The organism is Bacillus cereus group sp. N14 (assembly GCF_016483555.1).
In the GTDB taxonomy this organism is placed as follows: Bacteria; Bacillota; Bacilli; order Bacillales; family Bacillaceae_G; genus Bacillus_A; species Bacillus_A wiedmannii.
Genome location: NZ_JAEHBQ010000003.1, coordinates 1 through 16427, shown reverse-complemented (window position 1 = coordinate 16427; position 16427 = coordinate 1). Strand labels below are relative to the sequence as shown.

The following is a 16427-nucleotide window of genomic DNA, read 5'->3' as shown; positions in this document are numbered from 1 at the left end:
GTCTTATTTAATGGCGTTCTATCAACTACTGTTATGTTTTTTGTATAAACCCACATTAAAATATTAAGATAAATATTTTATTAACCCATCACCCCCCTCAAAAAAATTGTAGAAACTATTATATAAATTGATATGTCTCCACCTTGATTCTAGGACTTAATTTTTGTTTTTTGTAATCCCCCACTAATTCTTTTTTCAAATGCCTCAAAATGGATTTGAGAAATTAGGGAACTATAATATCGTATTGAAATATATTAAGGGGGATAAAAAGTGGACAAGGAAATGAATTATGGAAGTGATTACAAGTTTATTCCAGCAACTTCAATTGAAAGTGGTCATGGCCTTGAAGTATTGCCTGATTTATTTTGTTACACGATTCAAATCGTCAACATATGTTTTGTTGGAAATCCGCATACCAATGATTTTGTTTTAGTTGATGCTGGAATGCCTAAATGTGCAAATGAAATTATCACTGTCACTGAGAAGCGATTTGGTATAAATAGCCGCCCAAAAGCAATTATTTTAACTCATGGGCATTTTGATCATGTTGGAGGAATAATTGAACTCATTAAGTATTGGGATGTTCCAGTCTATGCCCATCAACTGGAGATACCGTTCTTGACTGGACAACAAAGCTATCCTGAACCAGATCCAACAGTTGAAGGTGGTATGGTAGCCAAAATGTCTCCCCTGTTCCCTAATGAACCGATTGATTTAGGAAATAGCGTAAAAGTACTACCTACCGATGGAACAGTTCCCCATATGCCAGAGTTTAGATGGATTCATACACCAGGGCATACTCCAGGTCATATTTCATTATTCCGAGAAAAAGACCGAACTTTAATTGCTGGGGATGCTTTTGTTACAGTGAAACAGGAATATCTATATAAAGTATTTACTCAGGAACAGGAAATAAGCGGCCCCCCTCGTTATTTAACAACAGACTGGAAAGCCGCTAAAGAATCAGTCATTAAATTAGAAGAAGTAAAGCCTCTGGTCGCTATTACTGGACATGGGATACCGATGTCAGGTGAATTGCTATCAACAAGCCTCAAAACACTCGTTCAAGAATTTGATAAAATCGCTGTACCCAATTATGGAAAATATGTAGACAAAAAGATACATTAAGCATGAAAATATTTTTTCTTCTTATATTTAAGAAACAAAATCAAAACAAAAAAATTATTAAGTTTAATATAAAAACAATGTACTTAGGCAACATCTCTATTATAAGAATGGAACTACACCTTGTGAATAAAACTTGATACTCCGCAAATACTATACGTAGTATAAGCCTGCTTCTTACCCAGGTTGTACTTCTTACCATTAAAGGGTGATTAAAACGGGTTACGCTATATAGCATAACCCGTTTTTTATGAAATATTTTATTCCATATACGTTTAAACAATGGAGGAAAATGATGAAACATATTGTTGCTTTACTAATTAAATACACAGCGATAACTGCAGTATTATTAATGGTACTCGGTATCTTTCAAGGCATTTCAATTCCTAGAGTATTACTCATTTCTCTTTTCCTAACAGGAGCTGCCTATTTAATCGGTGATCTCTTCATTTTACCTAAATACGGAAATATGATTGCTACAATAGCAGATTTCGGCCTAACCTTCTTCGGGATTTGGCTTTTAACATCCTTATTTACGAATTTAGATGCTACTCGTAATATTGGCCTGTCTTCATTTATAGCCGCATTAATTATTGGCGGAACAGAGGTTTTCTTCCACATTTATATGAAGAGGTTAGTACTGCGTAACGACGATGAATTAAGAAATCAGAATCATATTCATCATGATAAATATGCTATGGAAATGTCAGATGAATATATAGATTCTTCTACAATAAATAAATCCAAAGTTGAGGATACATCTAAAAAATAAAAAAGTGGCCAATGCCACTTTTTTATTTTTGTTTATTAAGCTTGGTCAGAATTTCTTACATGTAACGGAGGTGGAACTATCCACCCTTTTTTCTTACTTAAACGCAGCAAAGTTACACCTGCTTGCGCTTTTTTCATATGAAATTGTCCGAATAGCATCCCTACATCTTCTCGAAGACATTTTCCCATCACTTGACTACATGTCACAAGTCCAGCTGCTAATCCTGTAGCAACAGCTGCTGCTATTTCAGCATCATTAATACGCGCTCCTGGAGGAATATCTTCGATAGATGCAACTGGTCGTTCTGGAGGAGCAGGAGGTAAAGCTACGCCATTAACCTTTAAAAGAGTTTTTAACTCTTCTATTTCCGAGTTCATATCATTTTCAATTAAGCTTTCTAAAAACTTCTTCAAATCTTCGTCACCTGTGTGATTCATAAATACTTGATGGCTTGCGATTGCACCTTGTGCAGCTAAAAGATAACTCCAAATATCAAATACTTCTCCGTAATGTAACGGTTCATTTTGAGGATTTCCACTTAAAATACCCATTTTTAAATTCCTCCCTTTCGAAAATATCATAATAAATATGGATTTCAATAGTGAAATCCAATTTTTAAGTATGCTTTTTCCTGCAAAAGATTTTCTACTATGCATGGAAAACACCTTTCCAACACTGCGTGTTTATTGTTTAGGAAAGTAGTTTACAAATAAAATACTCAAAGATTATGAAAGAAGATTATCAATAATCTTTGAGTGAGAATCCATTTACTATAAGGGTTTTTATTTATATATATAAAAGAAATTGATTTACATATCTGCTATCTTTTACACTAATTTACTTAACGGTTAGCTCTACCACCAAGTTGTTGTTCAGCCATTGCTACTAAACGTTTTGTAATTTCACCACCAACAGATCCATTTGAACGAGCTGTTGTATCTGCACCAAGTTGTACACCAAACTCTTGTGCAATTTCATATTTCATTTGATCAAGAGCCTGCCCAGCGCCTCGAACTAACAATTCATTACGACTTCCACTATTATTGTTTGTCATATCGTTTCACCTCCGATGTTTTTAATATGCTACGAATCATGAAATAATAGTTATCCTTTTTATGGAAATTAGATTATGTATAAATATTGAGCTTCTTCTTAAAATAGGGCAAAAGATATAAGAAAGAAGAGTTGCTATAACGTACTTTCATAACAACACTATGTATAGATTTCTCTTTACTAAAGATTTCTGTTTTGCCAAGAGATACATATAAATTATGAAAAATGATTCCTAAGGAGATATGTGATGAAAGCTGTAACCTATCAAGGACCAAACCAAGTACAAGTTAAACAAATTGATGATGCAAAGTTAGAGAAAAAAGATGATATTATTGTAAAAATTACTTCAACCGCTATCTGCGGTTCTGATTTACATTTATATCAAGGTAACATGCCGTTACCTGAAGGGTACATTATTGGCCATGAGCCAATGGGAATTGTTGAAGAAGTTGGTCCAGATGTTACGAAAGTAAAAAAAGGCGATCGTGTTGTTATCCCCTTTAACGTTGCTTGTGGACATTGTTTTTATTGCCAACATGAAATGGAAAGCCAATGTGATAACTCCAATCCTCATTATGATTCTGGTGGATACTTTGGTTATACAGAGAAATTCGGTAACCATCCAGGTGGACAAGCAGAATATCTAAAAGTTCCTTTTGGAAATTTCACTCCATTTGTTATACCAGAATCATGCGAACTTGAAGATGAATCTCTACTGTTTTTATCCGATGTTTTGCCAACAGCCTATTGGAGTGTAATAAACGCAGGTGTTAAGCCAGGTGATACTGTTATCGTCCTAGGTTGTGGACCTGTTGGATTAATGACACAAAAATTCGCTTGGATGCAAGGAGCTAAGCGCGTAATCGCAGTCGATTACTTAGATTACCGAATGAATTATGCAAAAAAGATTAACAATGTTGAGATATTTGATTTTACAAAATTTCCTGATATGGGAGAACATTTAAAGGAAATCACACATGGCGGTGCCGATGTAGTCATTGATTGCGTGGGCATGGATGGAAAAAAATCACCACTAGAATTTTTAGAACAAAAATTAAAATTACAAGGTGGAACTCTCGGTCCTATTCAAATTGCTACGAAATCCGTAAGAAAATACGGAACGGTTCAAATGACGGGTGTTTATGGCGGCAATTATAATGCTTTTCCACTCGGGGCATTTTGGGTTAGAAATATTAATCTTAAAATGGGACAAGCACCTGTTATTCATTTTATGCCGGAACGGTTTGAAAAAATAATAAACAAAGAATTCGATCCAAAAGAGATTATTACACACAAAATCCCCCTTGAAGAAGCGAGCTACGGTTATCAAATTTTCAATAATCGTGAAGATGATTGTATAAAAGTCATTTTAAAACCTTGAAGATACAATTTATTATTCTTCATGAAAAGGTAAGATTACACTCCGTAATCTTATCTTTTTTATTACATGCTAAGTAGCTATTCCCCCACTCTCATCTCATATCGAAAATAGTTATTTCAAAAAGACTTTGCATTTTACGGTAACGATTTATTGGTAAAAAAATGAATTAAAGTATTAAGCAACCAATTAACGGACACGATAACAATGTTAACTAACTTAAAAAGAGGTGTCCTTCATGTTTTATTATAAAGAGGAAATAATTAATATGATTAAGCCGGATAAACCAGATCCAGCCGCTGCAAAAGTTTTACAAGAAATATTAGGCGGGCATTATGGTGAAATGCGTACAATGATGCAATATTTCTTCCAAAGCTCAAATTTTAGAGGTAAAGAGAAGCAATATCGTGATTTACTTCGAGGTGTTTTTTTAGAGGAAATAAGCCATGTAGAACTTGTACAACATACAATTAATCAGCTATTAACTGGATCTGGTGAACCTACGCCAGGAAATGCTGGTATTGACAAAGCACCGCTTGATGAAGCGGTTAAACATGCAAACCCTCACCATTTTATTGTAGGTGCTCAAAGTTCATTGCCTGTTGATGCAGCTGGCAATCCTTGGAATGGATCTTGGGTATATAGTCATGGAAACTTAATTAGCGATTTACTAGATAATGTCGTACTTGAATCTACAGGTGTACTTCAAAAGACTAGAATTTATGAAATGAGTTCTAATCAAACATTTAGAGAAACTCTTGCATTTTTAATTGTACGTGATAATGCACATCAAAATGCTTTTGCAAAAGCTTTAGAGACATTAGGGGTTGAATGGGGAAAACTCTTCCCTGTGCCAAACTATGATATCAATAAATATCCAGAGTGTAGAAAATATGTAGACATGGGATTCCATAACGCACAATTTAATTTTAGCTTAGATCCAACAAGAATGGGAGAAATATTCCAAGGTGAATCACCAAGTAGAAACAAAGGAACATTAACAGTAACTGACCCACCAAAAGGTTTTCCTGTACCAGAACTCCCTGAAATGCCAAATGAGCATAGTCCCGGATTAAAAGATATGGATCTTTAAGATAATTATGGCCAACTATTTATTCATAGTTGGCCATAAACCTTTATATGGATTCCAGTTACACTTTAGTCCACTTCAATTACATCACCAAACTTAAACATTCTTTGATTATGAAAAGCATCCGTACAAGTAATCGTCTCATTTAATGGATTTATATCATCTACTGTTATGTAATTTTTATATAAGTAGCCATTTTTATAATATGTAAGTAAAACCTCTTTCTCACCTAAATATGAAATTAACAGCTTGTTTTCAATCCTTTCTTTTGCATCTTGCGTTAAGATTGGACGTGGGACTTTTGTTTTCTCGTGTATCATTTCTTTAATACAGGCGAACTGCTCTGGCATACTAGCAAAAGGTTGCCACTTTACCATTCCTCTTCCTTTTGGCATATTAGCATTCTTCACGATTTGTGCCCTCCTAATAATGTGTTTCTATATCTTGCTGTTGCGACGCTTGTGTAAGAAATCCCACGTAAAATACTGTTCTTACCAAATCGTATTCGAATTTCGTCCATAACTCTCGTTAATCTCATTTCTTTTTCTCTTTGTATAATGTTATCGAAAAGCGAAATTTGCTCTTCTCCTTCATGTATTAAATTTGTTAAGGAAAGACTTATCGACCGAATCGGCTCTCCTGTATGCCGCTCGTATAAAAAATATGTACAAACATTATAAATATCCATCGTCAAATTCGTTGCTCTGTTTAACGTATGTGCTTTTTTTATTCCCCCTCCGTATTCATTACTATATCCAACTGAAAAATGGATCGTTTGCGCGTATTTCTTTTCTCGTCTCAATCTGTAACAAACTTCTTCTGTATGCTCTAATAAAATAACGATGAACTCTTCTATTGAATAATCACGAAATAATATTTGGCTTTTCGCTATAGATGTTGTCGCTGGAACATATTTCTCTGCTATTCTGCTAAAATCAATCCCGTTACTATGCAAGTGTAATTCCTCTCCTATTACACCAAATGATTGCTTTAAATACTTCAACGGGTACTGCGCTAAATCCCCAATCGTATGTATACCTTTTCGATTTAATTTCATTTCCGTTTTATACGATATACCCCAAAATTTACTGAGTGGTCTAATACTCCATAACTTCTCGGGTATATCGTCATACGTCCACTGCGCTATTCCATCGTTATTCTTTTTCGCTTCCACATCCAGTGCTACTTTACTCAATAATAAATTGGGTCCAATACCAATCGTACTTTCAATCCGTGTACGTTTATATATTTCTTGTTTGAACTTTAATGCGAACTCGCACGGATTACTCGCAAACAAATGAATACTCGCGGTCATATCCATAAAAAACTCATCAATACTATATTGATGGAAATCTTCCGGCGCAACATACTGTAAAGCTAAACCTGTTATGTAAGTTGAACATTTCATATACGTATGCATAATCGGATTCACAATAATAATATCTGGTCGCTTCGGTATTTCGTACAATCGTGCCATTTTCTTAATTCCTAGCGCTTTTAATGGCGGTGTTGCTGCCAATACGATTGATCCACTACGGTTTACATCTCCTACAACAGCCAATTTTGTATATCGTGGATCAAGTCCTTTTTTAATACATGATACGCTTGCATAAAAGCTACGTAAATCTACACATAAAATAATACGATTCGGTAAAAGAGAATAATCATACAAGGTTATTACTCCTAACAAAAGAACGTTTGTTCTTATTATATACGAACTTATGTTCTTTTTAAAGGTATTTTCATGAAAATTTTGGTTAAAATAACCGTTATATCTGTGCGCTATCAATTAAGGCTGGAAAAACTATGTATACAAAACTGCTAGAATTTCAAGTAACTCATAAGCATAAAACTACTAAAACAAACCAATTAAATCTGTATTATCAAAACAAAATTTATATAAATTTCTTTGTTTCTTATATGTGTGAAGATAATAAAATACTATTCCCAAAACAAAAAAGCAAAGATTTTTTAATTTACTTCAGCTTTCTTGTCTCTAATGCATATATTCTTCTAGATTTGATTTTTTCTTGTATATTTTTTCAGCAAAATCTCCTACATAGCGCATGTACCAAGATTCATCCGCATAACTAGTTACATTCTCCTTTTTTCTATTGTTAATAGCTTCATAATAAAAGCTGTTAAACGGCAAAAGTGCGAAGTCTTAAATTAGACTTCGCACCTTATACAAATTTACAATTAGTGACAATATCAATACAAATATAATAGTATATATATACATAATAATCACTTGTTATATTTGTTGCTCTTTTAATCGGCCAATGTATAAACCAATCCTTTTACTTAGCTATCTCTCATAATTGGTTTGATTGTTTCTAGATACTTAATCCCCTCTATACTCATTTCAAGCGGTAATTCATTCCGATTGAAATTACAAATGGCAAAATTTATCCGTTTTTCCTTTTTGCCTACTTGCTAAATTCAGCAAGTAAAATGTTTTTAAAAAATTCCGGATTATTAATGTTTAAACTGTTCGCATTGATAGCAAATGTATGTTTGCCTCCAAGTGTTCCACCAGCAAAAGTAGAAAACCCTGGAACGGCACCCCTGTGTCCCCATACCGAGACACCGTTCGGAAGTTTAATTTCAAGAATTCCAAGACCATATCCAGTTCCCTCTCTTTCTGTAGGAACTGTAGTAAGCATTTGTTTTAGTTGCTGTTCCTTCAGTAATTTGCCACTGAGTAAGTAAGAGAAGAATTTGTTTAAGTCGTCAGCAGTAGAAATCATATCTCCATCCGAGCTACCTGGGTTAATATAAGTAACGTCTTTTAGCTCACTTGCTCCGTCTAGTTGCAAATAGCCACGGGCATGCTTGGTGCCTGGAATCACGCTTGAATTGCCAGGTAGGAATGTATTTGACAAATCAAGCGGTTCAATAATCCGATTTTCAACCTCTTCGGCATAACTGTTGCCAGTTACTTTTTCAATAAGGATCCCCAGTAATACGTATCCTGTGTTTGAATAAGACCAACCCTTTCCTGGGGCAAAGTCTGGGGGAAGTGAAATCCCCATCTTTACAAATTCTTCAGCCGTATACGATTTTTTTATATCCGTAATATCAAAGTCTTTTGAATTTATATAGTCAGCAATACCACTTGTATGATTCAATATTTGCCGGATCGTAATCTGGTTACCATCATATCCGTTTCCTTGAATGACACCAGGCAACCATTTTTCAATGGAGTCGTCTAGATTCAAACGGTTCTCTCCAGATAATTGAAGTAGAACTGTTGCAATGAACGTTTTCGTCACACTGCCAATACGAAAGCGAAAATCTGCTTTCATTGGTTTCTTAGTTCTCAGATCCGCTACCCCAGCAGTATAACTCCAAGTTTTACCACCCTTAGAAATTTGAGCGAGTATTCCCGGGTATCCTAGTTGCAGTGTATCCCGCATTGCTTTCTTAACGGAAGTACGATCGCTTTGAGTACTTGTTTGTAACGAACTAGATACATTTTGCGCGGGTTCTGCTTTTACAATTGAGGCTGGTGTTATGTATAACAGGGAACTTCCAGCTATTAAAAGTGCTAGACTTGCACATGTAATTTTACTGCGTGTTTTCATAAAGAATTCCTCTCTTCTATTAAAATTGTATAGATAGTTGATAGCAGTGTCATATACGAACCACACAGCTATCAATTCTCCCAATGATGAAAAGGCAACAATGCATTTGCAATCATTGTACTCATTTGTTACTGATTGTTTTATATGTAGGCCGTACTTATTCCCCCCTTTCACGCCTCCTCATATTTTTATCCTACACAATGAAAATCTCTTTTTCCTTACCTATCCCTTACAAATTCCTTACATTCAAAATCGTTTCTATAATGAAAGGATTGAAGTAGCATCTGTGCCCGAAAGCGCAAAAAAATAGATTACCTGCACACTAAAAAGTATAGCGCACAGGTAATCTATTTGTTTTTGAGATTAATAAAAAACTAATTTATTCTTTGAATTCTTCCATCAATAACAGACTGAATTGGTTCTTTTGATTTTTTTATATAATCTACTAATGCTTCAAAATCAGTTGGTCCTGTTTCAGCATCTTTACCGTTTTTAAAGGATACAAATCCATCTCCACCTGAAGCTAGAAATGCGTTAGCAACGACGCTGTAAGTTTTAGAAGGATTAATTTCTTCTCCATTTGTTAAGCGAATACTTGTTACTTTTTCTCCATTAGGCTTGTTCGCATCCCAAGTGTATTGGATTCCTGAAATTTGAAGCATTCTTGTTATGTCTTTTTGCCATTGTTGATTTAAAACATCACGAATATCTTGACCTGTTAAATTTACTTTTATTAATTGATTTCCGAATGGTTGAATACCATATATCTCTCCCCATGTAATATCACCAGCATCTAAGTCATTACGAATACCACCAGGATTCATAAGTGCAATTTGGGATTGCATTGTTGTACGCTGGGCATCAGCAACTAAATTTCCAAGAGTAGATTCACCAGCCATATTGATTTTGCGATCTAGTGGAGCAATAGACTTACCTACAACTTCATTGACAAGAGGTGCGATTTTTGCTTGATATTTCTCCATCTTCTTCTTTATTTTTTTATCAGGCTCCATGCCTTCATGGTAAGTTGTAACAATTTCTGCTTTTTTCTCAACAATATCTTGTGTTTTACGATCAATCTTTACATCAACATCAGCAAAAGCCATACCATAAGAATTTGCTTGTACGACAAGTTTATTATTGACAGTTCCATTTACATAGGTGTGGCTATGCCCACCAAAAATAACATCGACTTCTGGATCAGTCTCATTTGCTAATCGGACGATATCACCATTTGTTACGCCGTTCCCATCTGTTGTACCTCCGTTATGCGCAAGAACAACGATAGATTTAACGCCTAGTTTTTTTAATTGCTTTACGGATTTGTTAATAGCTTCAACTTCATCTGTAATTTCTACATTCTTTAGCATAGTAGGCATAACAAGGTTAGGAACATCCGTTGTTACGACTCCGATAAACCCAACAGGAACTCCTTGTACCTTTTTTATAGTGAATGGTGGTAAAAATAAACGACCGGTGGATTTATTATAGAAATTTGCGGCAACATATGGGAATTTTGCTCCTTTAAAATTTCCTGTTTTCTCATGGTATCCACCATAAATAAGGCGGTTCATTTCTTCAACACCTTCATCAAATTCATGATTTCCTATGGTTCCAACATCGAATTTCAAATCATTTAGAAATTCAATCGTAGGTTCGTCTTGTAATAATGCTGAAACAGGAGTACTTGCTCCAACAACATCGCCAGCATGTACCTTTAATGTATTCGGATTTTGTTTTTCACGATCACGTAAATAAGCCCCTAAGTACTCAATTCCCCCTGCATCTTTATTGTTAATTTTTTTTACAGTGTCTAGTTGCCCATGAAAATCGTTAATACCGAGCATTTGTACATCTATGTAGCGGTTTGGTGCTGTACTTGCTTGGGCTGAAGGCACAGCGAATACACTAGTAAAAGTAACTGTACTTAATGCTAAAGCAACTGGAATGATTTTTTTCAACATAAAATTTCTCTCCCCTAATTAAAATCTGACATAATACAATGTTATTTTAATATATTAAGAGAATTATTTCTATAAAAATTCTACCAATTATAAAAATTAATAAGATTTTATTGTTTTCTGACAAAACTTTTCTTTGTTTTGAGGATTATTCAAAATATTATCTTGATAGTAATATAACAATCCACCTAAGAGACCTAAAAAAAGCTAATCCATACATTTTAGCTGGTAAGAAGAATATTCAATTCGAAACTAATAGAGGTTTATCAACCTAACATCTCAATATCACCATTTAAAAATGAATAAAAATTTCGTTATGGAAGATTTCGATTCTTTAAATTGATTACAGTGGTGCACTACTCCGCATTTAAAAAGATGCTCCTGGATTTATCCAAGAGCATCTTTTTAAATGCGGGGACATCAAAACTTTAACTTGATGGGGATATGGCACTACCCCCATTAATAAATATTACTAACCTTATATCTAGGTTAATATTTATCATATTTTTTATAAACAGGATTAATTAGATTTAAAAAAAGATTTCTTTTTCTTTACTCGTAATAAATCACCTGTCCATCCTTTAAATCGCATATACATATACATACCTCCCGTTGTAAAAATAATAAATAAGAGAGCAATTAAATAGCTATATTTCCATTCTAGTTCAGGCATGTATTTAAAATTCATCCCCCACAATGCTCCTAAGGCTGTCAAAGGCGTACTCACAGCCGTTAATACAGTAAGAGCTTTCATAATTTCATTCCCACGATGAGAAGAAACAACTTCTTGTAAATGAATCATCGTGTCTAATTCTTCTTGGTACTCTTTAACAAGTTGTAATCCACGCTCTAATTTCAAGTGTGTTTGTTTATAACAAAGAGTTTTTGTTATATTTTCTAACCAAGCTTCCTCCAAGCCTTGTAACACTTCTTGTATTAAGCGAAACACATGTGTGTTCATAAATAATTCATGACGAATATGATAAATTCTTTCTAAAACTGCTATGTTATTATGATGATAAAAATCCCATAATACATTTCTGAAATTGTTTTCAAAATAGTCAACCTCTCGCAAATAGTGAGAAATAAACATTGATAAGATAGTACATACTCCTTCAGCGGAACTATTACAATTTTTTGTACCCACCGGGAAATTATGTATTAATTCTTGAAAATCCTCTTCCTCTTTTTCCTGGACCGTTATCAGTACTTCATGAGCTACGAAATAATGAAGAAATTTTTGAATTTTGGCGTCTTTTTTATCTTGATCATATAAAAAAGAACCATATACACAAGTTTGACTTGGTGATAACGTATAAACATATAAGCCATTTTCACAAGGAGAACTTATTTTCTTTACAAATTGAGAGAAATAAGATATTACATCACGAGGGATTATAGAAGAAAGTTTTTCAAGCTCACTAGTTTTCACATGATACCAATTCCATTTCGGCATTTTTATGCATTCCATATTATTCTTCCTTTCTGAATAGTTTTATGTTTGATCGAATAATATCCGTAATATGAAATTTGTATGTAGGTATTCATGTCTTCGAGGAAAAGTTTTTAAATCACCTAAATTACAAGCTAAATGGCATAGGAGGTCTTCTTCTATTACAAGGAAGACCCCCTATATATTAGTTATTTTTATTCTCAATTTTAAACATTTCCTCTATACAAGCACTTTTCATCTTTTCTTATTTATATGTGGAAAAGAAGCCACATAATTTGGCACGTCTATTCAACGAACTCTATTTCGGTCGTTATTATAATTTAGATTCATATGCAGATTGATTGGTGATGTCCTCAAATACTTGACTTCCAATCATATAGTATCCATGAAGTGCAGCCTCTTTCGAAGCGTCTACCATACGGAAAGAAGAAATTTCACCTTGCATTTTTTCAATTCGTTTTTTGTGGATATCTACTATTCCTCCTGTCCAAATAATAGTTTCATACTGGTCTAACTTAAATTGTTCTTGTAATACACGCATAACGTCTTGGAAGTGTGCATCCAACTCTTTTTGAATCAAAGTATCAACCTGACTTGTCTCATGATTTTCTTCTCGACCTCCATATCCTTTTTCTAATATTTTTGGCATGTCATTAATATGCAATTGATTACTTTCACCCGCATGATTCTGCAGGATATTCTTAATATTTTTCAAAGGCTTGCTACATCCTAGTTCTGTCTCATAATGATTTAAAATGACATTCTGTTTCATATCTGTCATTTCTAATGTACGAAATCCACCATCAATAATTAAGATACGATCTCGTTCCTGAATGATTCCCTCTTTTAAGAAATAGGCATGTAAAGCGACCGGTTGCTGAAGAATCAAAGCATTTTCCACCGTAATATTAATAAATTTCCCATCAATTTGCACGGAAGTTTCTTTTTTTAGTGCACGTTGTAATTGCTCATGCTGACTACCAAAACAAGTAACGGGAAGCCCGGTAACAACTAAAGGTAACACGACATTTTCTTTATAATCCTTTGCAATGCAACCAAATATTTGTTGTTTAAACTGTTCGCTTTCATAATAATTTTCTATTTCTTCGTCAAATGGAGGAAGAAATGAAGCGTCAGATTGATGCGCTTCATTTCCCATGTAGTATGCAAAGTCTAAGTCTATAAAACTCACCTTTGTTAAATCTTCACTTTCAGCATGGTTAGGTACAGGGGCTAGTGTGGAAACTTCACTCTTAATCGTCACCTCAGAATCTACATCCTGTCGATATGCCCGCTTGGTAAAGCCAATTCCTACATCAATTGCATACAGAGATTTCATACTTTTCCCTCACTTTCTCTTTTTAGAATTCAATCTAGGCACTCTCTTCTTTCTCTTCTTTCATATATTTCTTTTCATTTTTCGTTTTTTCTCCGTCTATGTCCTTACTATTTTGATTTATTTCGTTATCCTTTTCATCTTTTTTCTTTTTGTTATTTTCGTTTTCTGTTAAATCTTTAATAGTAGAAATGACAACCGGTGTGGCTGTAAGAAGTTGTGGTAATGTTTGTTTTGCAACATTAGCTGCAGTTACAGAGAATTGTTTACTTGTCTCAGTTACTTTCTCTAATGTTTCCTTTATGTTTCCTTCTTGTAGTTTGTCTTTTACTCTTTTTCCTTTTGTTTGTATAGCTTTCCGATTTTCTTTTTTTAACAGGGAGACCATGACTCCGGTCGTAATCCCAATCACAGCATATTTAAATATTGTATGTTTCATTTTTCTCACCCTTCTCTACTTTTATTTTCTTCCATGCTACAACCTAAAATAATTAACTTATCTATTTATCAGATGTTGCAATCTATTAGAGAGAATGATAGTTTTGCGGCTGCCTATCACTTGCCGTTGGTGTTTCAGCTGTTACTAGGAGTAAAATTCTCCCTTGATCTAGTTTTTCTTCATATAAGTTAGCTTCCTCCTTCGACAACCCCATTTCCTCCATTTGATTTCGGAGTTCGTCCCCTTTTTTGGAGAAAAAGTTGATAATACTTGTACCCAATCCTTGTTCTTTTACTCCAATCGTATTTGTGTTTGTATCATCCGCAATCTTTTTTGTTAGATGTTTTTCATGTGTTAAGACGTAAATGTCATCTTGGCGAATCCCTTGCAATTCTAGCTCTTTTACTTTCATAACTACTTCCTGTTCATTTTCATATTCATGAACTACCGGTTTTCTTTCATTCTTATGCATTATATTTTTCCTCCCTTAGATTTTTTATTTTCTTATTTAGTTGTTATGTAATATGTAATACACCTATTTTAAAGATGTTAAACCTAAATTTTCAAAAAACTTCACACAATAGATTATTAATGTTTTTGAATATCAAAGAAATGTCACGAGAAATTTGCTTTGATAAAAGTGTTACAAATAACGATTTGTTTGGAAGGCAAGCCCCTTATTTTATAGAAAATTTCTATTTAGAAAAAGTTACAAAAGAAGTACAAGATACTTTTTTCGTTAATTAAATCAAAATCAAAAAACACTCCTTTTCAAAGAGTGCTTTTAAAAAACATATAACCTAATAAAAATGTTTCTATTTTGATTACAGAAAGAAAGTCTTTATTAAAACATATGGTTGCTAATTTAATTGCAATCTTCCTTGCATCCAAGCAGCAATATCATTTATAACATACTCAGAGATATTAGCAGAATTATAATATTCATCCGGTTTACTTATTTCTCCATAATCTTCTGTAAATAAGGAATTTAACTTTGGATATAGTCGATAATCAATGTTATGTCGTTCTTTTAATTGTTCTTTCCAAAGAGGGATTTCGATTTTCGATTGAACTTGATAGTCTCTTTCTCCTTGAATAATAAAAAGCGGTGTCTTTTGTTCTTTTGACATTTCCACCGCTTTAATTTTACGGATAGAATCCTTACTTCACAGGATTTCTTTGCTGTTTTCACTATATCCTTACTATACAAATGAAAATATACAAACTTTGCATAAAAAAATGATTTTATAGTATCTTTTTAATATCCATGTCCACTTTGCCAACCACCGTGTCCACCGTGTCCGCCTTGCCAGCCACCATGTCCACCTTGCCAACCACCGTGTCCACCTTGCCAACCACCGTGTCCCCCTTGCCAGCCACCATGTCCGCCCGGCCAACCGCCGTGTCCACCTTGCCAACCACCGTGTCCGCCTTGCCACCAGCCTGCATAGCCTTGTCTCTGTGAGTTCATTCCTTCGCATCCCTTCTTATTAAAAATTCAAATACTGTAACTGGGTATTCTCTAAATATAATTATGTATCCCAAAAATAAATGTATCCGCAAACATCTCGATTATTGGTAAAGTAATTATCTAATGAAAAAACATTTATCATTGCAAATCTAAGCTCATAACACGATTTGCACAAGAGAATAACCATACAATGTTATCCCTCCTTTAAAAACCTATTTAAGAAAAACTTAAGAAATTCACTTCTAAATTCATAAGAATTTTTTTCTATACTGAATCATGTAAATGAACAAAAGGAGAAACAATTATGAAGAAATTTATACTTTGCATAATAGGAATAGGCCTTCTTATATACTTACTCCCCTTCATGTTACGCGGGGATCTAGACATATTAAATCCACTTGCTGAAGAGAAAAATGTATATGCCGTTGCGGAAGGATATGGTGTTCCCAATTATCATACGAACGGTAGAGCTATATACTCGTTAAAAGGCATTGATGAATCTGGAAATGAAGAAGAGTATACAGTAGGAACGAATACTCCTAATGATTTTATAAGAAAAACTTACTTAAAAATCCATGTAAAAGGTAAGTATGTCTATTCTTACGAAGTTATTTCTGAAAAAGACATTCCGGAGAAAATAAGAAAACTAGTAGAAGATAGTATATAAACAAAGAGCCCACTCTTATGAAGTGACCCCTGTCAAGTAGACAGTATTCAAAAAACACAACTAAGCAACCTGAGTTCTATATTTATATGGACTCA

Annotated in this window: 17 protein-coding genes and 1 pseudogene; 6 read left to right on the top strand and 12 right to left on the bottom strand. The window is 34.0% G+C overall.

All coding sequences use genetic code 11. The features are described from left to right. The first annotated feature begins 270 nt into the window (after window positions 1–270). On the top strand, window positions 271–1128 hold the full coding sequence (locus JDS82_RS05785) for an MBL fold metallo-hydrolase (protein WP_199712864.1): 858 nt from the start codon (window positions 271–273) through the stop codon (window positions 1126–1128). A gap of 292 nt (window positions 1129–1420) precedes the next feature. After that, a complete protein-coding gene (locus JDS82_RS05780; RefSeq protein WP_199712863.1) occupies window positions 1421–1897 on the top strand; it encodes a YndM family protein in 477 nt (158 codons plus the stop codon). A gap of 35 nt (window positions 1898–1932) precedes the next feature. On the opposite strand, the gene JDS82_RS05775 is transcribed toward JDS82_RS05780, so the two are convergent. Then, window positions 1933–2448 carry a DUF3231 family protein gene (locus JDS82_RS05775; protein WP_199712862.1) on the bottom strand — a complete coding sequence of 172 codons (516 nt, stop codon included), beginning with the start codon at window positions 2446–2448 and terminating at the stop codon, window positions 1933–1935. A gap of 290 nt (window positions 2449–2738) precedes the next feature. After that, on the bottom strand, window positions 2739–2951 hold the full coding sequence (gene sasP / locus JDS82_RS05770; protein ID WP_199712861.1) for a small acid-soluble spore protein, SasP family: 213 nt from the start codon (window positions 2949–2951) through the stop codon (window positions 2739–2741). A 246-nt stretch (window positions 2952–3197) separates the two neighbouring features. Here sasP and JDS82_RS05765 point away from each other — a divergent pair, with 246 nt between their 5' ends. Both JDS82_RS05765 and JDS82_RS05760 read left to right on the top strand, forming a co-directional pair. After that, window positions 3198–4331 carry a zinc-dependent alcohol dehydrogenase gene (locus tag JDS82_RS05765; RefSeq protein ID WP_199712860.1) on the top strand — a complete coding sequence of 378 codons (1134 nt, stop codon included), beginning with the start codon at window positions 3198–3200 and terminating at the stop codon, window positions 4329–4331. 235 nt (window positions 4332–4566) lie between these two features. Next, window positions 4567–5421: a manganese catalase family protein gene (locus JDS82_RS05760; RefSeq protein WP_060487291.1), complete on the top strand. Its 855-nt coding sequence runs from the start codon at window positions 4567–4569 to the stop codon at window positions 5419–5421. A 65-nt stretch (window positions 5422–5486) separates the two neighbouring features. Here JDS82_RS05760 and JDS82_RS05755 read toward each other — a convergent pair whose 3' ends face one another. The 8 genes from JDS82_RS05755 to JDS82_RS05720 form a co-directional block, all read right to left on the bottom strand. Continuing rightward, window positions 5487–5828, bottom strand: a complete 342-nt coding sequence (locus JDS82_RS05755; RefSeq protein WP_199712859.1) for a YolD-like family protein — start codon at window positions 5826–5828, stop codon at window positions 5487–5489. Further along, entirely contained in the window at window positions 5825–7090 is a 1266-nt protein-coding gene (locus JDS82_RS05750) for a Y-family DNA polymerase (RefSeq protein WP_199712858.1), read from the bottom strand. The genes JDS82_RS05755 and JDS82_RS05750 overlap by 4 nt, the downstream gene beginning before the upstream one ends. Before the next feature lie 757 nt (window positions 7091–7847). Then, window positions 7848–9005: a serine hydrolase domain-containing protein gene (locus JDS82_RS05745; protein ID WP_199712857.1), complete on the bottom strand. Its 1158-nt coding sequence runs from the start codon at window positions 9003–9005 to the stop codon at window positions 7848–7850. A 374-nt stretch (window positions 9006–9379) separates the two neighbouring features. After that, the gene (locus tag JDS82_RS05740; RefSeq protein WP_199712856.1) at window positions 9380–10969 is read right to left on the bottom strand and encodes a bifunctional metallophosphatase/5'-nucleotidase; all 1590 of its coding nucleotides are present in this window, start codon (window positions 10967–10969) and stop codon (window positions 9380–9382) included. 517 nt (window positions 10970–11486) lie between these two features. Further along, window positions 11487–12437, bottom strand: coding sequence for a magnesium transporter CorA family protein (locus JDS82_RS05735; protein ID WP_064057515.1), 951 nt, complete (start codon window positions 12435–12437; stop codon window positions 11487–11489). A 295-nt stretch (window positions 12438–12732) separates the two neighbouring features. Next, the gene (locus JDS82_RS05730; protein ID WP_199712855.1) at window positions 12733–13758 is read right to left on the bottom strand and encodes a ParM/StbA family protein; all 1026 of its coding nucleotides are present in this window, start codon (window positions 13756–13758) and stop codon (window positions 12733–12735) included. A gap of 34 nt (window positions 13759–13792) precedes the next feature. Beyond that, complete coding sequence (locus JDS82_RS05725) at window positions 13793–14194, bottom strand: hypothetical protein (RefSeq protein WP_064469877.1); 402 nt, start codon at window positions 14192–14194, stop codon at window positions 13793–13795. 85 nt (window positions 14195–14279) lie between these two features. Further along, window positions 14280–14666 carry a YflT domain-containing protein gene (locus JDS82_RS05720; RefSeq protein WP_048566116.1) on the bottom strand — a complete coding sequence of 129 codons (387 nt, stop codon included), beginning with the start codon at window positions 14664–14666 and terminating at the stop codon, window positions 14280–14282. A gap of 119 nt (window positions 14667–14785) precedes the next feature. On the opposite strand from JDS82_RS05720, the gene JDS82_RS29650 reads away from it, so the two are divergent. Next, complete coding sequence (locus tag JDS82_RS29650; RefSeq protein WP_064473419.1) at window positions 14786–14941, top strand: hypothetical protein; 156 nt, start codon at window positions 14786–14788, stop codon at window positions 14939–14941. 113 nt (window positions 14942–15054) lie between these two features. Here JDS82_RS29650 and JDS82_RS05715 read toward each other — a convergent pair. Together JDS82_RS05715 and JDS82_RS05710 are read right to left on the bottom strand one after the other, a co-directional pair. Beyond that, window positions 15055–15354 (bottom strand): annotated as a pseudogene (locus JDS82_RS05715) (alpha/beta hydrolase); the annotation flags it as partial. A gap of 98 nt (window positions 15355–15452) precedes the next feature. Beyond that, entirely contained in the window at window positions 15453–15665 is a 213-nt protein-coding gene (locus tag JDS82_RS05710; protein WP_199712854.1) for a hypothetical protein, read from the bottom strand. A 304-nt stretch (window positions 15666–15969) separates the two neighbouring features. Between JDS82_RS05710 and JDS82_RS05705 the strand changes: the two genes are divergently transcribed. After that, entirely contained in the window at window positions 15970–16332 is a 363-nt protein-coding gene (locus tag JDS82_RS05705) for a YxeA family protein (RefSeq protein ID WP_199712853.1), read from the top strand. Window positions 16333–16427: the final 95 nt, after the last annotated feature.